This window comes from Paraburkholderia unamae (assembly GCF_003268775.1).
GTDB lineage: Bacteria > Pseudomonadota > Gammaproteobacteria > Burkholderiales > Burkholderiaceae > Paraburkholderia > Paraburkholderia unamae.
On sequence record NZ_QLSU01000007.1, the window covers coordinates 44661 to 64044 of the forward strand.

Below are 19384 nucleotides of genomic sequence, written 5' to 3' on the forward strand. Positions count from 1 at the left end.
CGTCTGGAAGCGATCCGAAGTGCTTCGGTCGCGCAGCGTTACGACTTGCCTTCCTGAAAGCGCCAGCGAATGAAGCGGCACGGATTGCCGCCATACACGCCGCCCGCTTCGAGCGAGCGATGCACGACCGAGAGCGGCGTGACGACGGCCGAGCGCCCGATGGTCACGCCCATCTGCACGACGCATTTCGACGAGACCCACGCGCCGTCCTCGATCACGATCGGGGCCACGTGCAGGTCCATGTTCGTGCGCAGGTCGTGCGAGCCCGCGCTGAGAAATGCGCCCTGCGAAATGCACACGTTCGAACCGATGCGAATGGGCGCCTGGTTGTAGATCCACACGTCCACGCCGATCCAGCAGTTCTCGCCCATCTCGAGATTCCACGGCGCCTTCACGCGCATGGGATGCACGAGGCGGCAGCCCGCGCCGACCTTCGCGCCAAAGAGGCGCAAGAGCCCCACGCGCAGCGCCGAGAGCGGCAGCAGACGGTTGTCGAGCACGCAGGTCTCGACAACGTACCACACGGCCTGCACGAGCTTGCCGCGGCGCGCGACGTAGTTGCCTTTGCCCGCGCGGCTCAAGTCGATCACGCGAATTTCCGCCTGTGTGGACGGCGACGTATGCGGCTGCGCGACGCCCGCAGGCGACGGCTCGCCCGCGCCCTCATCGCGAGCACCGATGCCCATGCTCCCGATACCTTCGACCGTTTCCGCCATGAACGCTCCTTGCCCATCCGGGTCGATTTCTGTTTGCGGCTTGCCGTTTCATTATCGGGCGGCCGTCATGCCCGCTCGCGCGCGTGGCCGACACTGCCGGGGTTTTGGCGCGGCGGCCGGGCGCGGTGTGGGCAACATGAAGGCATGACGCCGCATTGTTGGCGGCGCGCAGGATAGACGCCATGCCCAATCTTTCTCGTCGTCAGGCTCCGGGGGGCGTGCACGGCACGCTCCGCAACGCCGCCCCTTATGTGCTCGCCGTCGCGCTGCAAGCCGCGTGCGCCGCCTGGCCATGCGCTGCGCTTGCGCAACTAGCGCCAGGCGCGGCCTCGTCCGGCTCGTCTGAAACGACGAGCGGTCAAGGCGACACCCTGTCGTCCTCGGTGAGCCGTCAAAAATCCGATGAACAACGCATGCTCGGCGGCCCGAGAACGTCGGACAATCCGTACAGCGTGAGCCCGTACACCAGCAACGGCGCCTCGCCGAGCGACGCCGAAGACGCGCTCACGAACGAAAAGCACATGCACGTCGTGACGCCTGGCGATTACGCCGCGAGCGAGGCGAGCGCCTCGGGCGGCCGCGATGGCGGCCAGGCGGCCGCAAGCGGCGGCCGGGGCGCTTCGAGCCGCAGCCGGATCGCGGCCAACGGCATGTCGCGCGCGGGCAACGCGGTGTCGAAGACCGGCGGCGGCGCGAGGGGCCATTCCGCATTCTCCGGGTATGACTACGGCGCCAAGGAGACCTCGCCGACGGCCCAGCTCTATGGCAATCCGTATGCCAGTCCGTACGGATCGTCGGGTCAGTCCAACGCGCAGCTTTACAAGTCGCCCTGGTAAGCGACGCGGCACGTCGTCTCACACCCCGTCAAACGTCGGACTGCTCGACCTCCTGCAACGTCGATCCGCCCGTGCCGGCCTTGTGCGCGGCGGCCGCGCCACGCGCGCCGTTTGCGCCACGCGCGGCGGCGGGCGGCGCTCCGGCAGACGGCGGCGCGGGCACCTCGCCCGCGAGCGCAGCCAGCCTTTCTTCGAGCGCCCTGAAGGTGGCCTGCGGCGACAGCATGCGCTGCGCGTAGCGTCGCGCTGCGCGCCCGAGCGTCGCGCGCCGGCCGGGGTCGCCCGCGAGCTTGACGATCGCGGCCGCGAGCGCCTCGCCGTCCTCGGGCGGCACGACCACGCCATGGTCCGACACCACCTCGTAGAGGCTCGTGCCGGGCCGCGCCATCGCAACAACCGCACGGCCGCTCGCGAGCATGCCGGTGAGCTTGGAAGGCATCACGAGGTCGGCCGCGTCGTTGCGTTGCGGCAGCACGTGGATGTCGGCGACGTTGAGCAGTTCGTTGAGCATGGCGACTGGCTGCACTGGCAGCACGTGGCAGTTCGGCAACGCAGCACAACGCTCCTGCAACTCGCGCCTGGCCGCGCCGTCGCCGCAAAACACGAAGCTGATGTCGGGCCGCGCGGCGAGCGCCGTTGCGACATCGGCGAGAATGTCGATGCCCTGCTTCGCGCCCATGTTGCCCGAGTAGAGCACGACGGTGTTGCCCGGCGCGATGCCAAGACGCCGCCGGAACGCGCTCGGGTACGGCAACGGGAAAATCGCGTTGGTGTCCACCCAGTTCGGCAGGCACACGGCGCGCGAAGCCTCCACGCCCTTGGCGCTCACGCGCTCGACCATGCGCGGCGAAATCGACGAAACCACGTCGAAGCGCCGCAGCAGCAAGCGTTCGGCCGCGCGCGCGATGCGCGAAGCGCGCCCGCCTTGCAGCAGCCCGAGATCGAACGCCGCATCCACTTCGAAGTCCTGAATGTGCAGCCAGCTTCCCGCGCCCACGGCGCGTGCCAGCATGAGCGCGCCCGGCGCGCACAGCAGCGTGGGCGCGATCAGCATGACGACCTGCGGGCGCCACACGGCAAGCCGCATGAGCAGCGGCAGCGAGGCGAGCGCGAAGCTCGCCAGGTGCACGATGCGCTTCAGTCCGCCCTGCTGCGCCGGCACCCACAACGGCGCGCGCCAGATGTTCACGCCCTGGCGCACGTCGCGCCGGTAGCGCCACGCGCGATAGCCGTCATGCACACGCCACTGCGGATAATACGGCGGCGCACACACCACGCGCACTTCGTGCCCGTGCGCCGCGAGCAGCTCCGCCATTTCGGCCGTGTACTTGCCCACGCCCGTGACTTCGGGCGAATAGTTCAGTCCGTAGATCAGGATTCTCATTGCGTCGCTTTCCTGCGTGACTGCCGCTTCGTTTCGGCTCGCGCGCCCGAGCGAAAAAAAGCGGGCGTCGTGCATCCGGTCCGCGCACGACGCCCACCACCAACCAGACGCCCGTCGATTCAGGCCCGCATGCCCGACTCGTACGCCGGCGCCGTCTGCGTTTGGAGATAGTCGTCGTAAGTGCGCGCGAGCCCTTCGTCGAGGCCGATATGCGCGTGCCAGCCCAGCCCGCCCAGGCGCGAGACGTCGAGCAGCTTGCGCGGCGTGCCGTCGGGCTTGGTCGCGTCGAACACCAGTTCGCCTTCGAAGCCCACCACGTCGCACACGCGCTGCGCGAGGTCGTGGATCGACAGATCCTCGCCCACGCCCACGTTGTAGACACCGTCGCCGGTCTCGTGCTCCAGCACGAAGAGGGTTGCGTCCGCGAGGTCGTCGACATGGAGGAACTCGCGGCGCGGCTTGCCCGACCCCCACACGGTCAGCGTGCGCTGGCCGCTCACGCGCGCCTCGTGCGCCTTGCGGATCAGCGCGGGCAGCACGTGGCTGCTGCCGAGGTCGTAGTTGTCGTTGGGGCCGTAGAGATTGGTCGGCATCAGCGAAACGAAATGTGTGCCGTACTGGCGGTTGTACGCTTCGCACAGCTTCAGGCCCGCGATCTTCGCGATCGCGTAGGCCTCGTTGGTCGGCTCCAGCGGCGCGGTGAGCAGATAGTTCTCGCGAATCGGCTGCGGGCATTCGCGCGGATAGATGCACGAGGAGCCGAAGAACACCAGCCGCTCCACGCCCGCGTTATACGACGCGCGGATCACATTCGTCTCGATCGCCAGGTTGTCCCAGGCGAATTGGGCGGGCTGAGTGGAGTTCGCGAGAATGCCGCCCACGCGCGCCGCCGCGAGCAGCACCGCGTCGATGCTCTCGCCTTCGAAGAACGCATCGACGGCGGCCTGATCGGTGAGGTCCAGCTCCGCGCGCGTGCGCGTGACGAGGTTCCAGTAGCCGTGCGCCTGCAAGGCGCGCACGAGCGCGGAACCCACCATGCCGCGATGGCCGGCCACGAAGATTCGGGAATGCTTGTCCATGTGCGCGTCACTCGTGATGTTCGAGAGCCCGGAAGCCGGCCAGCGTGACGAGCGCGTCGCGCCGGGCGATCTGGTAGTCGGCCCGCACCATCTCCTTGACGAGCGAGTGGAACGAAGTGACCGGTTTCCAGCCGAGTTTCTCCTGCGCTTTCGAGGCGTCGCCGAGCAGCGTTTCCACTTCGGTCGGGCGGAAGTAGCGCGGGTCGACGCGCACGATCACGTCGCCCGGTTCGAGCCGCATGTCGCGCGCGTCCACATGATCGACAATGCCGACCTCGTCCACGCCGTTGCCCTCGAAGCGCACGGTGATGCCGAGTTCCGACGCCGCCGCGCGGACGAAGTCGCGCACGCTGTATTGCACGCCCGTCGCGATCACATAGTCTTCCGGCTCGGGCTGCTGGAGCATGCGCCACTGCATGTCGACGTAGTCGCGTGCGTGGCCCCAGTCGCGCATGGCCGAAAGGTTGCCGAGATAGAGCACCTTCTGCAACCCGACCGCGATGCGCGCGATGGCGCGCGTGATCTTGCGCGTGACGAAGGTCTCGCCGCGCTGCGGCGACTCGTGATTGAAGAGAATGCCGTTGCACGCGAAGATGCCGTGCGCCTCGCGATAGTTGACCGTGGTCCAGTACGCGAACAGCTTCGCGACCGCGTACGGACTGCGCGGGTAGAACGGCGTGGTCTCGCGCTGCGGCACTTCCTGCACGAGCCCGTAAAGCTCGGAGGTCGAGGCCTGGTAGAAGCGCGTTTTCTGGGTGAGCCCGAGAATGCGGATCGCCTCCAGAATGCGCAGCGTGCCGAGGCCGTCCGCATTCGCCGTGTACTCGGGTTCCTCGAACGACACCGCCACGTGGCTTTGGGCGGCGAGGTTGTAGATTTCATCGGGCGCGACGCGCTGGATCACGCGCAAGAGGGCCGTGGAATCGGTCAGCTCGCCGTGATGAAGCTGGATGCCGGGTTCCGGGTCGTGCACGTCGCGATACAGGTGATCGATGCGGTCCGTGTTGAAAAGCGACGAGCGCCGCTTGATGCCATGCACCTCGTAGCCTTTGTTCAAAAGCAGTTCTGCCAGATACGAACCGTCCTGACCGGTGATGCCGGTGATCAACGCAACCTTACGAGCCATCGCCATCGTTCTCTCCTCGCGTGAGCGATATGGGATTCGGAGGGTCCATCATCCGCGGCGGCCCCCCAGCCAACCGCGGACCCGCTGCTACCTAACCTGCAACGCTTTCGTAACCGTAGTAACCGCCGCGATAACCGCCGCCGATGAACGCGCCCGTCTTCGGCACGTCGGTGAGCAGCACGCCGCGCAGGTTCACGCCGCCGATACGCAGGCGCTTGACCGTTTCCTCCAGCTCCGAAATCGGGTGGCGACCGTGGCGAATCGCGAGCAGCGTCGTGCCCGCATAGCGCCCGATCACCGTCGAATCGGTCACGGCGAGCACCGGCGGCGTATCGACGATCACAAGGTCGTATCTCGACTTCAGTTCGTCGAGCAGCGCTTCGAAGCGCGCGCTCATGAGAAGCTCGGATGGATGCGAGTGCAACGAACCTTTGGCAAGCACGTCAAGGCCCGGCAGCACTTCGTGCTGGATCGCCGTGTCGAGCTCCGCGCCGAGCAGCACGTCCGATAGCCCCGGCTGGTGCGCGATGCCGAAGTGCGAGTGCACGTCGCCGCGCCGCATGTCGCCATCGACGATCAGCACGCGCTTGTTCACCGAAGCGACCAGCGCGGCCAGATTGACCGAGAGGAACGACTTGCCGATGTCGGGCCGCGAGCCCGTGAGCATCACGATGTTGTTGCGCGCGTCGTTGAGCGTGAGCTGGAGCGAGGTGCGCAGGCTGCGCACGCCCTCCACGGCGATATCCTGCGGATTCTGCTGCGCAAGCACGTGCAGCCCGCGGCGGCGCGACGCGACGTGATGCTGGAGGCGCAATTGCTGCGGGCTGCGCGGCACCACGGCGAAAACGGGCACGCCGAGCGCGGCTTCGAGTTCGTCGGGGCGTTCCACGCCGCCGTACAGCGACTTGCGCACGAACGCGACAAGCACGCCCAGCACGAGGCCCGCGCCGATGGCGAGCACGATCACGAGCAGCTTCTTCGGGCGCACCGGATCATCGGGCGCTTCGGCGAAGTCCACCACGCGCACGTCGCCCACCTGCCCCGCCCGCGCGACCCGCAGTTGCTGCGCGCTGTTCAGGAGGCTCGTATAAAGCTCGGTGCTCACGTGCACGTCGCGCAGGAGCCGCACGGCGGTCTGCTCGGTGTCCGGCAGTTGCGCCACGTTGCGCGTGAGTTGCGACTGCGCGCTTTGCAGCGTGCCGATCTGCGCGTCGAGCGCCTGGACAGCCGGGTGATGCTCGGTGAAGCGCTGCGCAAGTTCCGCGCGTTGCTGGCGCAGGTCTTCGAGCCGGATCTTGTTGTCGCTCACCTGCTGGAGCAGCAGCCGGCTTTCTTCGCCGAGATCGACGGTGCCGTGCTCGTTACGGAACTTGTTGTACTTCTGCTCGGCCGCGTCCACCTGCGAGCGCAGTTGCGGCAGTTGCTCGTCGAGGAAGGCAAGCATGTGTTCGGCTTCGGCCGAGCGGCTCGCCACGTCCTGCTTGATGAATTCCTGCGCGACGTTGTTGAGGATCGAGGCCGTGAGCTTGCTGTTATGGCCTTCGAGGCTCGCGCGGATCACGCCCGATTGCAGCCCCACTTCCTGGATGTCGAGCGCATGTTCGAGCCGGTCGACGGTGGTGAGCGTCGAGGCGCGCGTGACGAGGAATGGCGTGCCGGGCGCGCCGCTCAGGCTGTCCACGTGCAGCGAGATCGGCCCGACCGCCGTGTTGGCCTTCACGTCTTCGCCCACGCGGCCTTGCAGGAGCGGAATGCCGTCGGGGTCGCGCAGCGTGAAGGTGCCGGGCTCGTCGCCCGCCACGAGCGTGAAGTCGCGCTCGTAAAACGCCTCGGGCGTATCGAAGCGCGACACCTTGATGTCGCCGCCGGACCACGCGTAGCCCGTTGGCCGCAGAAACGACGGCAGATGCTGCGCCCACGGCGCGCCGAGAATGCCGGAGAGCATGCCGCCGATCACGGGCATGGTGCGCGGGCGCGCCCCGATGTCGAGGTGCAGCCGCCGCACCGTCTCTTCGGTCACGTTGCGCGACTTGAGCATTTCGATCACGCCGTTCGCAGACGACTTCTCGTCGAACATGCCCGTGAGCGGCGGCAAGCTGCTGTCCTTCTTGCTGCCGTCGCCCTTGTCGACTAGGTGGAACAGCACGTCGGCGCGATACGTCGGCGTGGCGAGGAACGCATACGCCGTGCCGAGCAGCGTGACGGCCAGCGTCACGATAGCGATCGCACGCCAGTTCGCAACCATCGTTTGCAGATAGTCGCCCAGATATCGCTCGTCGGCGCCAGCCGCGCCGTAGTAAGCGCCGTCATAGTTCATCGCCATCTTGCTTCTCCCGAAACCTGGTGATGCTCGCGCGAGTGCGCGCCCATCGGGTTCGTGCCGCCGCGCTCAGTAAGCGTTGCGGCCAACCAGCCCGTGAATGATCGTGGCCGCGATAATGCGCATGTCGAGCCAGAACGACCAGTGGCCGAGGTAATAGAGGTCGTGCGCTACGCGCATCTCCATCTTCTCGAGGCGATCGGTCTCGCCGCGAAAACCGTTGACCTGCGCCCAGCCGGTAATGCCGGGCTTGATGCGATAGCGGTGGATGTAACCGGTCACCACGCGCTGATAAAGATCGTCGTGTTCGAGCGCATGCGGGCGGGGTCCGACCACTGACATGTCGCCGCGTAACACGTTGTAGAACTGCGGCAGTTCGTCGAGACTCGTGCGGCGCAGGAACGCGCCAATGCGCGTCACGCGCGGGTCGTGCCGCGTGGCCTGACTCACGGTGCCGGGCGCTTCCTTGTGCACGCGCATCGTGCGGAACTTGTAGATCGTGAACACGCGGCCGTCCGCGCCCTTGCGCCGTTGCTTGAAGAACACCGGTCCCGGCGACGACAGCTTCACCGCGATCGCAATGCCAATCAGCAGCGGCATGAGGCTCACGAGCGCAAGGCTGGCAAACACGCGATCGAACACCGCTTTCTTGAACTGCGCGCTCGCGGGCAGCGGCGAGGCCACGAGGTTGATCGCCGGTACGCCGAGCAGCTCGATCACGCTACTGGTGTCGAAGAGGGCCAGCGAGCGCACGTCCGGAATGAAGCGGATATTCACGAGGTCGTTGCGAAATTCGGTCACGAGCCGCACCACGGTGCGCTCCTCCGCAAGCGACAGCGCAAGCCACAACTCGTGCACGTCGTGCTCGCGGATATAGCGCGCGAACCCTTCGACGGTGTCGCAAACGGTGGTCTCGCTCGCGCTCGCAGGCGACGTTTGCGGCATCGTGTTGTAGAGGGCACCCGCGCGAAAGCCCGAGCCGGGCTCCGCTGCGATACGGCGCACGATCTCGTCGCACTGCGAGGCGGAACCCGCGATGGCGACTTGATGCAGGTTCAGGCCGGCGCGCCGCACGTGCGAGAGCACGCCGTGCGCCAGGATGCGCCACGTGATGAGCAGGCCGCCCGCCACCGCGGTCCAGTAGGCAAACCACAGGCGCGAGACGGCGTCCACGTGATGCATCGTCGAGTACATCGAGATCAGCGCGCAGGCCTGCACCACGAGCCACGCCAGCGACACCTGCCCCGCGAGCAGCGCCTTGGAGCGGCCGCGCCACGACTGATAGAGTTCGAACGCCGGAAAGATCACGAGCGCGAACGCGGCCGCAAGCAGCACGAACGCTTCGTTCACGCCGCGCGGCACGACATCTTCGAAGCGGATCTCCGATGCCACGCTCGCGCCGATCATCACGGCAGCCACGTCGAGCACTCTGGCCATCAGATTCTGAAGCTCGCGCATGCTTTCTCCCTGTCGCTCGTGGCGGATCGCTCAACCGCAGCGGCCGTAGGTATCGTCGAAGCGGACGATATCGTCCTCGCCCAGATACGCTCCCGACTGCACCTCGATGATTTCGAGCGGCACCTTGCCGGGGTTTTCGAGCCGGTGCCGCACGCCAAGCGGAATGTAAGTCGACTCGTTCTCGCTCATCAGGAAGGATTCCTCACCACGCGTGACGAGCGCGGTGCCGCGCACCACCGTCCAGTGTTCGGCGCGATGGTGATGCAGTTGCAGCGACAGCCGCGCGCCCGGCGTGACCACGATGCGCTTGACCTGGAAGCGCTCGCCCTGATCGATCGAATCGTAAAAGCCCCATGGGCGCTGCACCTTGCGGTGCGAATCGGCCTCTGGTGCGCGCTGCGCCTTGATGCGCGCGACGAGCCCCTTCACGTCCTGCACTTTCGAGCGGTCGGCCACGAGCACGGCGTCGGCGGTTTCGACGACCACGAGGTTCGAGGTGCCCACGCAGGCCACGAGCCGCCCGTCGGAGTGCGCGTAAGTCGCGACCGCCCCTTCGAACAGCACGCGCCCGCGCCCCACGTTGCCGTCTTCGTCCTTGTCCATCGCGGCCCATACGGCGTCCCACGAGCCGAGGTCCGACCAGCCCGCATCGAGCGCGACCACCACGCCCTCGGGCGTCCAGCCTTCGCTGGCCGACAGGCGCTCCATCACCGCGTAATCGATCGAGTCGGCGGGTGCGCCTTTGAACGCCGCCACGGCAGGCCGGAACACGGCGCCGTCATGCTGGCCGTCCACGAAGGCTGCAAGACACGCCTCGTGCATGTCGGGTTGCAGCGCGCGCAGTGCGTCGAGCCACACGCTCGCGCGCATCACGAAGATGCCGCTGTTCCACCAGTAGCCGCCTTGCGTGACGTACTGCATGGCAAGCTCGGGCGCCGGTTTCTCGACGAAGCCGTCGATGCGGCGCGCGCCGTCTTCGAGCGCCTCGCCCACGCGGATGTAACCGAATCCTGTTTCAGGCGAGCGCGGCGGCACGCCCAGCGTGACGATGGCGCCGCGCTGCGCGTGGCGCGCGGCGCATTCGAGCGCGCGCTGTAGCGCCCCGACATCGGCGATGGCGTGGTCCGAGGGCATCACGACAAGGATCGCGTCGTCGCCGTTGGCGCACGCTAGCGCCGCGCCAAGCGTGAGCGCCGGCGCGGTATCGCGCCGCGCGGGCTCGACCACGAGCCGCGCGTCCATGCCGCAAGCACGCAGTTGATCGACGATCACGAAGCGATGTTCTTCGCCACATACGACGATCGGTGCGCTCGCGACCTGCCACTCGGGCGAAAAGCCGTCGAGACGATGCACGGTCGCTTGCAGCAGCGTGTCGCTGCCCACCACGCCAATTAGCTGTTTAGGAAAATGTTCGCGCGACATCGGCCACAACCGTGTGCCCGAGCCGCCTGCCAGCACGATGGGCACGATGCGCGTACACGCCGCCGCGCCTTCGGGCGCGCTGCGCTCGCTCTCGGCACGGGCCTGACCCTGCTGGATCGATGACCTTTCAATCATATTCGGACTCCTGCATATCGGGCAGGATCGGCTCGGCTCGCGATGTGCGATCCCCGAAGTGCGATCCCCTTTGTAACGAAGTGCGACCGTTGTTACCGCTGCGTTACGACATCGGCGTTGCGTGCGCGCGTCACGACATCTAGACGCCCGCTTCGCGACGGCTTTGTTCGCGGTATTCGGTGGGCGAAATCATCATGCGCTTGCGAAAGATCTTGGCGAGACGGTCGCCATTGCCCATGCCGGTGCGCCGCGCGATCTTGTCGACCGGCAATTCCGAATCGGTGAGCAGGCTGCACGTGATCGCAAGACGCGCATGCAACAAGTAATCCGATGGCGTGATGCCCATTTCGAGCTTGAAGCGGCGTAGAAAATTGCGTTCGCTCATGGCCGCCACCTGCGCCGCGTCCGCAATCGAAATGGCTCGCTGGCAGTTCTCCTGTAGCCAGCGCGCCGCCGCCCTGACCTTGTCGGCCGGTGCACTGCCGAGTGCGTCGCCAAGGAAAGGCATGAGGTTGCCGCCCGAATCGGGCATGAGCCGCTCCGTTACCGCGCGCGCAACATCCACACCCAGATCGCGCTTGACGAGCGTAAGGGCGCTTTTCATCGACTCGAGCCGGTCGCCGGCGTCGCCGCCGGTTTCGTCGCGACCGTTCTGCATCGCGTACGAGCCGAACTCGTGCTGTGTGCGCTGACTGCACAGGCTCGCCGCCTCGAGCAACGAACGGCCTTCGCCGATCGGACGAATGGTGCCGGTGTTCGCATGCACGTGACGCAGCCACGCAATGAGGCGCTCGTCGTTGGCGGCCGTGAAGGCGCCCTTGCCGCCCGCCACGAACAGCGCGTCGAAGCCCACATAGTGACGCGCGTCGAGCCCGTCGGTCCATACCCGCACCGACGACGAACAGGTGACGTTGCCGCCATCGGCGGAAAGGATGCTTACATCGTAAGGCGAAGTACGGGCGGTGTCGGTCGAGAGTTCATTAGCGACATGAAACACTTCCGCCACAATCCCGGCGCCGAGAAGCGAACAACCATCGAACAGCAGAATCGCGATGTGACGCACCTCTCGACTGATGCCCGCGGTAACCAGATGCGGGCGACTGTACGACGGCAAATCCAGACTTGCGTACGCCATGCTTTTCCCCTAAACAGTCCCCCGTCCGAAGCGAAAAGTCCCGGTAATAGCATTTCGATAGCATTCCGTGTGCAGTGCATCATAGGCAGATAAAAATTCCTGCAACGACGACTGACCGAAACTGGCGAGACATTGGCGCATTTAGTCCGGTCGCGGACCGATTAGAAGCATGCGCACAACTGCATGAGACAAGGAGCAAACTGCGTGAAAGGCAATTCGTTCGATTACATCAACCTGGCAAAAATGGCTGAAATGCTGATAGAGCGGTATTTTCGCCTTTGTTACTACCAATTCCTCAATGCCTGCCGATCGATGCGTGCGCACGGGATGGAGGCTAATCAGGCGATAAAAAACCGCCTGCCTATTCGTCTGATTAAATGATGTTTAAGAGGCATTGAGCACCGATTCAGCCGATGTGAAGCGCATTTTAAACCCATTAATTCCTGGGTGCGTCGCACAATAAAAAAATTCACAAACAGGCAATTTATATGAAAGCGCTAAGCGAGCACTGCACAAGTCATGCGCGAAGGCTTGTGGAGAAATTGCGAAAAATAACTGGACCCTGGCGTCAAGTGACGCGTGCAAGCAACTAGTCTTAGCCTTTCAGGTTGTGAGGAAAGCCCTATGACTGAGCGCTCCGACGTTGCGTCAACACTCATGAAGCACACCCGCGCGGCGCTCGCGCTCGCGGGTTTATTGGCCTCATTCACCTGCCACGCCGCCGATGCGCCCGTATGCAGCAGCAGCAGCGGCCGCGCCGCGGCGGCGGGCGACGAACTCATTGCGGCCGACACACCCGGCAGCGACGGCACGCAACTCTTTGCTCGCGGCAAGAGCATCCGTATCGACGTCACGACGCGCGCCACGCGCGACGACAAGGTGCGATGGGACATCTCCGACACGTGGAGCCGCACGCAGGCAAGCGGCAGCTTCGCGGTGGCGGCGGGGCCGCGCGTCACGTCACTCACCTGCACGATGCGGCAGGCGGGCTACTTCGCGTTTTCGGCTTCACTGGCATCGCAGTCGTCAGCGGGTTTGCCCCAGCGCGGCACGCGGCCCGCCGGCATCGCGACCTTCGGCGTGCTGCCCGACGTGAGCAGCGCACTGCCCGCGCCCACCTTCTCGCGCCAGGACCTGCACCGCTTCGGCGGCCAAGGCTCCGCCTATATCGCGCCTGGGCAGCACTGCTGCGGCGGCGACGGCCTGCGTCCGCTCTATACGGACCTGGGCCTCGCATGGGCCAACGACAAACGCGGCTGGTACGTCATGGAACCGAAAGGTCCCAACACGTTCGATCCCGCCAGCTCGGAACTCGATCTCCAGTTCAAGCCCGGCGACATCATGCGCTTGATCCAGCTCGACGGCATTCCCGCATGGGCGAGCCCGAACGGCCAGGAAACGCACAGCTTCGCGCCGAACTCGCTGGCTCAGTTACGCGATTACATGGCGCGCGTGGGCACGGAGTCCGCACGCATCCGAGCGAAAACCTTCCCGCGCCAGGCGCGCAATTACTATCAGGTCACCTGGGAACCCGACGCGGACGGCGGGCTGCCCTGGAAAGACACCGATGCGCATTTCGTCGATCTCTACAAGACGATTTACGAAGGCATTCACTCGACCGACCCGTCGGCGGTCGTCATGGGGCCCACCTACGCGGGCGTCCAGGGCAACACGAAGTGGTTGAAGCAGTTCGCACCGCTTGGCATTGCCAGGTATCTGGACGGTGTGACGATCCACGGCTACTACGACTTCGGCACGAGTCCCTCGCATCCACCCGAGCGGCTCTACGGCACGCCCGACAAAGGCACGCTCTCGCTGCCCGAGGCCATGCGCGAACTGCGCGCGACGATGCGCGACGTGCTCAAGCCGGGCGCACCGCTCTTCGTAACCGAAACGGGCATCAGCTACGACATCGGCAAAAACTACGCGCCTGACTATCCCGATGCGCAAACGCTCTACGCGCAGGGCGCGGTTGTCGCGCGCGCGCATCTGATCATGCTCGGCGAGGGCGCGGACACGACCTTCATTTTCTACGGCGCGGATATGCCGGAGACCACGCCGGGCTACGGCGTGTTCTTCGAGCTCGATCATCCCAAGGGCATGTACGGCGCGTCGAACATCAGCCCGAAGCCGGCCGCGCTCGCGGTCGCCACGATGACGCGGCTCGTCGACGGCACGTATACGCTCGGACCGCTGCGCGGCACGCCCGCGGGCGTCTACGCCTATGCGTTCGCGCGGCCGAACAATGACAAAAGCAATGGCAAAAGCGGCGGCAAGGTGATCACGGCGCTGTGGAGCCACGACAACGCGCGCTGGAGCGCGAAAGCCGGCTTCGACTCGATGCGCGCCACGAACTACACGCTCCAGGTGGACGCACGCGGGCGCTCGGGCCAGGTCAGCGTATTCGACATGATGGGCAACCTCACGACGATGACCTACAACGACGGCATGCTGCCGCTGCGCCTGACCGAGTCGCCCGTCTATGTCGTGTCGGACAACGCGGACGTCATGCGCTCGAATGCGATCACGCCCGCGGGATACGTCGCTCCGAAGCCATGAGCGCCGCGCGAGCGCCCCAATCTTGGCCCACGATAGCGAGACTTAGGCGGCTGCGGACAGTGCAACGCGAAATTGGGCCGCCTAGACTGCTGTTGAACGCGCTGCTGATGAACACGCCCTGCTCACAGCGGCTGCACCCGGACTATCGCATCGACACGACCGAGACCCCACGGATACGCTCCTCCATGCTGTCGCCTACCGAATTCCTCGAGGTGGTGCGGCTCGCACCGCTCGTAGCGATCGACCTGATCGTCGCCGACGCCGATGGCCGCGTGCTGCTTGGCCAGCGGCGCAATCGCCCGGCGCGCGGCACCTGGTTCGTACCGGGCGGCCGCATCCGCAAGGACGAGCGGCTCGACGCCGCGTTCACGCGCATCGTCCAGACGGAGCTCGGCATTGCGAGCATGCAGCGCTCGTCGGCGCGCTTCGTCGGCGTGTACGAGCATCACTATCCGGACAACTTCGCGGCCGAGAACGGCATCGGCACACACTACGTCGTGCTCGCCTACGCGTTCATGCTGGACAGCACGGTGCCCGTGGGCCGTTTCGACCAGCACAGCCAGTATGCGTGGCTGTGGCCGGAAGAGTTGCTCGTGCGCGATGACGTGCACAAGAATACGAAGGAGTACTTTCGATAAGGTTTGACCGGCGCGGGACGGGCGCGAGCGATGCGGCTCGCGCCTCAGGAAGGATGCGCTACCGCGCGTTCATTCCACCACAGCCGTCTGCGCAATTGATGCTGTGTCCGCCGTGCCAGCGTCGTCGGCATCGACAGCCGCGAGGTTGGCAACGAGCGCGGCCCGCTCGCGCAGCCACGCACCGAATGCGTCGCGCAGTTCGGGATGGCGCAGCGCGTAATCCACCGTCGCCTGGAGATAGCCGAGCTTGCTGCCGCAATCGAAGCGGCATCCCGTGTAGCGATACGCGAGCACCTGCTCGGCCGCGAGCATCGACTGGATCGCGTCGCTCAACTGCCACTCTTCGCGCGGCGCGGGACGCAAGGCGCGCAAATGATCGAAGATGCCCGGCATCAACACGTAGCGTCCCACGACACCGAGCGTGGAAGGCGCGTCGTCGGGCTCGGGCTTCTCCACGATGCGCGACATGCGGAACACGTGCTCGTCCCAGGGGCGACCCGTCACGACGCCATACGAGCGCGAATGCTTGCGCTCGATGTCCTCCACCGCGACGAGGGAGCAATGGTAGTGGTCGAAGCGCTCCAGCATCTGCGCGAGCACGGGCGTGTCGGCATCGATGAGGTCGTCGGCGAGGAGAACCGCGAACGGCTCGTCGCCGATGATCTTCTGCGCGCACAGCACCGCATGCCCGAGACCGAGCGGCTCGGGCTGGCGCACGAATATGCATTCGACATGCGCGGGCTTGATGCCCTGCACGGTTTCGAGCAGCGCCGCCTTGCCGCGCGCCTGAAGCTCGCGCTCGATCTCATAGGACTTGTCGAAATGGTCTTCGATGGCGCGCTTGCCGCGCCCCGTCACGAAGATCAGTTCGGTCACGCCCGCGGCCACGGCCTCTTCGACCGCATACTGAATGAGCGGCTTGTCCACGACCGGCAACATTTCCTTGGGGCTTGCCTTGGTGGCCGGCAGAAAACGCGTGCCGAGACCCGCAACCGGAAAAACAGCCTTGCGCACTTTTATCATGATCGTCTCGTGTCTCGCAGCGGTTCGGTGGCGCGCCCGGAGGTGCGGCGATCATGGACGCGAAGCCAGCTTACCCAGCGGATATCGAGCCATTCTGCCAACTTCTCGGCATTTTCAGACTGTGGCGTGCGGTGGCGGCGGACCGGCCTATCATGAATCCCGAGAGCGTGATGTGAACGCGCACACGAGCCAAGCCCGGGCGCGCGACGCAAAAACGCAACGTACTCCCGCGAATCCTTTCTGCGCGAGGAACCGGCCATGCACATCGATCGGGTGGTCTGCCGGCAAGCCGCCTTCCAGCCGCGCGGCGCTCATTTCAAGTTCGGACACGTGGCCAAACGCATCGGCATCCTGGTTTTCGAGGGCTTCCCGCTCGGGGACGTGACCTTGCTCGCCGACGTGTTTCGTCTTGCAAACGACGCCTGCGCCGACACACTCCCCGCCTACTCGCTCGTCTTGCTTTCCGAGGCGGGCGGCAACGTGGCCAGCGGCTGCGGCCTGCGCGTATGGACCGAAAGCCTGCACGGGCCGCTGCGCAGCGGCTTCGACACGCTTTTCATCGCGGGCGGCCGGGGCGCGGCCGAAGCGCGCGACAACGTGCGGCTCATCGCGCGGCTGCAAGCGCTCGCGCCGAAGGTGCGCATCCTGCGTGCGCTCGGCGAAGGCCGCGCCGTGCTCGCCGCCGCCGACGTGCCCTTCCTGCGCGGCAGCGGCAACACGGCGACCTCGGCGCAGCGGCTGCGCCGCGCGCTCGAAGCGCGCAACGCGGGCGCTTCGGTCATCGCGCCTTCGGAGGCGCTCGTCGCCGCGCTCAAGGTCGTCAAGCGCAATCACGGCGTGGCGCTCGCGCAGCGCGTGTCCGAGGACTCGATGCCGGGTTCGTGGGAGCGGCTTGGCCCCATGCTCGACGACGGCGAGTCGGACAGCGCCAACGGCAAGATCAATTCGGCCGCGCACTGGCTGCGCGAGAACTATCACCAGCCGATCTCGGTCGCCGACGCGGCGCGCGTCGCGCAGATGAGCATGCGCAATTTCCTGCGACACTTCAAGACGCAGACGGGCCTCACGCCCTCCGAGTACCTGCTGCGCACGCGGCTCGACGCAAGCTGCCTGCTGCTCGCGCAGACCAATCTGCCGATCGACGAGATCGCACAACGCTGCGGCGTGCCGCGCGGCGAACGGCTCGCGCGCATCTTCCGGCGGCGGCTGTCGATTTCGCCGTCGGGGTATCGCGCGGTGAACCGGCGCGCTTCGGGTGAGTGAGGTGGCGCGAGATTGAGGCCTTCCTGAAGCTGAAAACACGCCGCATAACAGGCCATAAATCAGGCCACAAACGCACGACGCCGCGCATTCGCGCGGCGTCGTTTTCATTCAGACGGGGTTGCCCGGCCGGTTACAGCATGCCGGAGCCGAAGATCTCCGTGTGAATGCGCGAGGCATCCACACCGCGTGCAATCAACGCCTCGCGCTGCTCGCGCATGAAGGCCACCGGACCGCACAGATAGTAATCGGCATCGGGCAGCATCACGTCCGCTTCGATGAGGCCGATGTCCATGCGGCCTTCGAAGTCGTAATCCACACCCTTGCGGTCGGCCGCGCCCACCTCTTCGTAGAACACCGCGCGCTTGACGTTTGGATACTCCGAAACAGCGTGACGCAGGAAGTCGCGGAATGCATGCACTTTCGTGTTGCGGCAGGCGTGCACGAACGTCACCTTGCGCTCGCTGCGCCCGGCGAGCAGCGTGGCGAGCATCGACTTCATCGGCGTGATGCCCACGCCGCCGCTCATCAGCACGACCGGCGTGGTCTTCTTGCGATCGAGCGTGAATTCGCCCATCGGCGCGCTCACGTGCACCACCGTCCCCTCTTCCACGCCGTCGTGCATGAGGTTCGACACGTGGCCCGGCTGCGCGTCGCCGCGGCCCGCCTCGCGCTTCACGGAGATGCGCAGCCACTTGCCGTTGGGCGCGTCAGAAAGGCTGTACTGACGCGGCTGGTCCACGCCGAGCTTGTCGACGAAGCGCGTCACGCTCACGTACTGGCCCGGCTCGAAACCGCCAGCCGACGCGCCGTCGGCCGGTGCGAGATAGAACGAGGTGATCTCGTCGCTTTCAACTTGCTTGCGCATTACCTTGAACGGGCGGAAGCCGCTCCACGACGCGCCCTCGTACAGCTTCGCCTCGGTGCCGATCATGATGTTCGCGAGCTGGTCGTAGGCGACGGTCCAGGCTTCCAGCGTGGGCGAGTCGACGGCGTCGCCGAGCACGTCCACAACGGCGCCGAGCAGATGGCGGCCGACGATCGGATAGTGCTCGGGACGGATGTTCAGGCTCGCGTGCTTGTGCGCGATATGCGTGACCGCGCCGCCCAGCACGCCGAGGTTGTCGATGTTCGCCGCATAGGCGTAGACGGCGCGCGCGAGGGTTTCGGGCTGGCTGCCGCTTTGCTGGTGCGTCTGATTGAAGATGTTCTTGAGCTCGGGATGCGCGGCAAACATGCGCTGGTAGAAATGCTTGGTGATCGTGGCGCCGTGCTCGGCGAAAACGGGCGCGGTGGCCTTGACGCGGGCGATCTGGTCAGCGGTGAGCGCAGTCATTTGCGGCTTCTCCTTGTTAAACATGCACACAAGATACATCTTTAACGCGACAGGCCGACCCAGGCATTTTGTCGCACCCCTGCATTTTCCGGATTGCGCCGCGCGCGAGGCCGCGGCGGGTGGCCGCCGCAGGGGCTCGCACAGGTCTTTTACGACGCGGGAAAGCGTGTTTCACCTCGTCGCGCATGACGGCTTGCGCCGAATCGCGAGCCTTCGTTCGAACCCTCTTTATGCGCCCTTGCCCGCACCGCGATCGTGCCGCCAGAGCACGTCGGTGCCGCTCGCCGCGCGGTTGAGCACGCGCGCGAGCACGAACAGCAGATCGGACAGCCGGTTCACGTAGCGGCGCGGCGTGTCGGCAAGTGGCGGTCCCGAGTTCGGCGCGGCGCCCAGCGCGACGACCGCGCGCTCGGCGCGCCGGCAAACGGTGCGGCAGACGTGCGCCAGCGCGGCGGCGCGAGAGCCGCCCGGCAGGATGAACTCCTTGAGCGGCGGCAGGGTGGCGTTGTAGTGCGCGAGCCAGGCGTCGAGGCGCGCGAGGTGCTCGTCGGTGACGAGCGTGTGGCCCGGTATGCAAAGCTCGCCACCCAGATCGAACAGATCGTGCTGGATCGCGACGAGCGCATCGCGCACGTCGTCGGGAAGCGTCTCGCACAGCAGCACGCCGATCTGCGAATTCAGCTCGTCGACGTCGCCGATCGCGGCGATGCGCGCGTCGTCCTTGCGCACGCGGCTGCCGTCGCCGAGTCCGGTCGAACCGTCGTCGCCGGTGCGTGTCGCGATCTTGCTCAGGCGATTGCCCATGATGTGCCCCTCCGAGGCGGTGGATTGGCGCGGCTTGCGCATGGCGCGCCATTATAGGTTTCGTGCAGCGCAGCATGGGGGCGCGCCGCGCGGGCGCGAACGTTCAGCGTAAAATGAACCGAGCCAGAAATCACGTCCATACGAAGGAGACAC

At 66.0% G+C, this 19384-nt stretch carries 16 protein-coding genes; 5 read left to right on the forward strand and 11 right to left on the reverse strand.

What is annotated here, in order from left to right:
* Positions 1–38: 38 nt before the first annotated feature.
* Entirely contained in the window at positions 39–716 is a 678-nt protein-coding gene (locus C7401_RS13380) for a DapH/DapD/GlmU-related protein (protein WP_258397051.1), read from the reverse strand.
* A 182-nt stretch (positions 717–898) separates the two neighbouring features.
* On the opposite strand from C7401_RS13380, the gene C7401_RS44955 reads away from it, so the two are divergent.
* On the forward strand, positions 899–1552 hold the full coding sequence (locus tag C7401_RS44955) for a hypothetical protein (protein WP_165841771.1): 654 nt from the start codon (positions 899–901) through the stop codon (positions 1550–1552).
* A gap of 28 nt (positions 1553–1580) precedes the next feature.
* Here C7401_RS44955 and C7401_RS13395 read toward each other — a convergent pair whose 3' ends face one another.
* From C7401_RS13395 to C7401_RS13425, 7 genes are all read right to left on the reverse strand, one after another.
* A complete protein-coding gene (locus tag C7401_RS13395; RefSeq protein WP_112172112.1) occupies positions 1581–2936 on the reverse strand; it encodes a glycosyltransferase WbuB in 1356 nt (451 codons plus the stop codon).
* Positions 2937–3055: 119 nt separating this feature from the next.
* A complete protein-coding gene (locus C7401_RS13400; RefSeq protein WP_112171877.1) occupies positions 3056–4015 on the reverse strand; it encodes a GDP-L-fucose synthase family protein in 960 nt (319 codons plus the stop codon).
* Positions 4016–4022: 7 nt separating this feature from the next.
* Positions 4023–5141, reverse strand: a complete 1119-nt coding sequence (gene gmd, locus C7401_RS13405; RefSeq protein WP_112172113.1) for a GDP-mannose 4,6-dehydratase — start codon at positions 5139–5141, stop codon at positions 4023–4025.
* Between the two features lie 91 nt (positions 5142–5232).
* Positions 5233–7464 (reverse strand): polysaccharide biosynthesis tyrosine autokinase, encoded by a 2232-nt coding sequence (locus C7401_RS13410; RefSeq protein WP_112171878.1) that lies wholly within the window; start codon positions 7462–7464, stop codon positions 5233–5235.
* Between the two features lie 66 nt (positions 7465–7530).
* On the reverse strand, positions 7531–8919 hold the full coding sequence (locus C7401_RS13415) for an undecaprenyl-phosphate glucose phosphotransferase (protein ID WP_112171879.1): 1389 nt from the start codon (positions 8917–8919) through the stop codon (positions 7531–7533).
* A 30-nt stretch (positions 8920–8949) separates the two neighbouring features.
* Entirely contained in the window at positions 8950–10476 is a 1527-nt protein-coding gene (locus C7401_RS13420) for a mannose-1-phosphate guanylyltransferase/mannose-6-phosphate isomerase (RefSeq protein WP_112171880.1), read from the reverse strand.
* 139 nt (positions 10477–10615) lie between these two features.
* Entirely contained in the window at positions 10616–11611 is a 996-nt protein-coding gene (locus C7401_RS13425) for a GlxA family transcriptional regulator (RefSeq protein ID WP_112171881.1), read from the reverse strand.
* A 204-nt stretch (positions 11612–11815) separates the two neighbouring features.
* Here C7401_RS13425 and C7401_RS44960 point away from each other — a divergent pair, with 204 nt between their 5' ends.
* The 3 genes from C7401_RS44960 (at position 11816) to C7401_RS13435 (ending at position 14808) form a co-directional block, all read left to right on the forward strand.
* Positions 11816–11992 carry a hypothetical protein gene (locus tag C7401_RS44960; protein WP_165841770.1) on the forward strand — a complete coding sequence of 59 codons (177 nt, stop codon included), beginning with the start codon at positions 11816–11818 and terminating at the stop codon, positions 11990–11992.
* 243 nt (positions 11993–12235) lie between these two features.
* Positions 12236–14170, forward strand: a complete 1935-nt coding sequence (locus C7401_RS13430) for a hypothetical protein (RefSeq protein ID WP_146757919.1) — start codon at positions 12236–12238, stop codon at positions 14168–14170.
* 185 nt (positions 14171–14355) lie between these two features.
* Positions 14356–14808, forward strand: a complete 453-nt coding sequence (locus C7401_RS13435; protein ID WP_112172114.1) for a GDP-mannose mannosyl hydrolase — start codon at positions 14356–14358, stop codon at positions 14806–14808.
* Positions 14809–14877: 69 nt separating this feature from the next.
* Here C7401_RS13435 and galU read toward each other — a convergent pair whose 3' ends face one another.
* Positions 14878–15831, reverse strand: a complete 954-nt coding sequence (galU, locus tag C7401_RS13440) for a UTP--glucose-1-phosphate uridylyltransferase GalU (RefSeq protein ID WP_112171883.1) — start codon at positions 15829–15831, stop codon at positions 14878–14880.
* A 258-nt stretch (positions 15832–16089) separates the two neighbouring features.
* Here galU and C7401_RS13445 point away from each other — a divergent pair, with 258 nt between their 5' ends.
* Positions 16090–17094, forward strand: a complete 1005-nt coding sequence (locus C7401_RS13445; protein ID WP_112171884.1) for a GlxA family transcriptional regulator — start codon at positions 16090–16092, stop codon at positions 17092–17094.
* Between the two features lie 130 nt (positions 17095–17224).
* Here C7401_RS13445 and hmpA read toward each other — a convergent pair whose 3' ends face one another.
* A complete protein-coding gene (gene hmpA, locus C7401_RS13450) occupies positions 17225–18427 on the reverse strand; it encodes an NO-inducible flavohemoprotein (RefSeq protein WP_112171885.1) in 1203 nt (400 codons plus the stop codon).
* Between the two features lie 228 nt (positions 18428–18655).
* On the reverse strand, positions 18656–19231 hold the full coding sequence (locus C7401_RS13455; protein WP_112172115.1) for a cob(I)yrinic acid a,c-diamide adenosyltransferase: 576 nt from the start codon (positions 19229–19231) through the stop codon (positions 18656–18658).
* Positions 19232–19384 lie beyond the last annotated feature (153 nt).

Excerpts from the sequence above, each read along its gene's own strand:
- C7401_RS13420 (WP_112171880.1), bottom strand. The coding sequence starts at position 10,476 with ATGATTGAAAGGTCATCGATCCAGCAGGGTCAGGCCCGTGCCGAGAGC.
- C7401_RS44955 (WP_165841771.1), top strand. The coding sequence starts at position 899 with ATGCCCAATCTTTCTCGTCGTCAGGCTCCGGGGGGCGTGCACGGCACG.
- galU (WP_112171883.1), bottom strand. The coding sequence starts at position 15,831 with ATGATAAAAGTGCGCAAGGCTGTTTTTCCGGTTGCGGGTCTCGGCACG.
- hmpA (WP_112171885.1), bottom strand. The coding sequence starts at position 18,427 with ATGACTGCGCTCACCGCTGACCAGATCGCCCGCGTCAAGGCCACCGCG.
- gmd (WP_112172113.1), bottom strand. The coding sequence starts at position 5,141 with ATGGCTCGTAAGGTTGCGTTGATCACCGGCATCACCGGTCAGGACGGT.
- C7401_RS13435 (WP_112172114.1), top strand. The coding sequence starts at position 14,356 with ATGCTGTCGCCTACCGAATTCCTCGAGGTGGTGCGGCTCGCACCGCTC.
- C7401_RS13415 (WP_112171879.1), bottom strand. The coding sequence starts at position 8,919 with ATGCGCGAGCTTCAGAATCTGATGGCCAGAGTGCTCGACGTGGCTGCC.
- C7401_RS13445 (WP_112171884.1), top strand. The coding sequence starts at position 16,090 with ATGCACATCGATCGGGTGGTCTGCCGGCAAGCCGCCTTCCAGCCGCGC.
- C7401_RS13430 (WP_146757919.1), top strand. The coding sequence starts at position 12,236 with ATGACTGAGCGCTCCGACGTTGCGTCAACACTCATGAAGCACACCCGC.
- C7401_RS13380 (WP_258397051.1), bottom strand. The coding sequence starts at position 716 with ATGGCGGAAACGGTCGAAGGTATCGGGAGCATGGGCATCGGTGCTCGC.
- C7401_RS13400 (WP_112171877.1), bottom strand. The coding sequence starts at position 4,015 with ATGGACAAGCATTCCCGAATCTTCGTGGCCGGCCATCGCGGCATGGTG.
- C7401_RS13410 (WP_112171878.1), bottom strand. The coding sequence starts at position 7,464 with ATGGCGATGAACTATGACGGCGCTTACTACGGCGCGGCTGGCGCCGAC.
- C7401_RS13455 (WP_112172115.1), bottom strand. The coding sequence starts at position 19,231 with ATGGGCAATCGCCTGAGCAAGATCGCGACACGCACCGGCGACGACGGT.
- C7401_RS13395 (WP_112172112.1), bottom strand. The coding sequence starts at position 2,936 with ATGAGAATCCTGATCTACGGACTGAACTATTCGCCCGAAGTCACGGGC.
- C7401_RS13425 (WP_112171881.1), bottom strand. The coding sequence starts at position 11,611 with ATGGCGTACGCAAGTCTGGATTTGCCGTCGTACAGTCGCCCGCATCTG.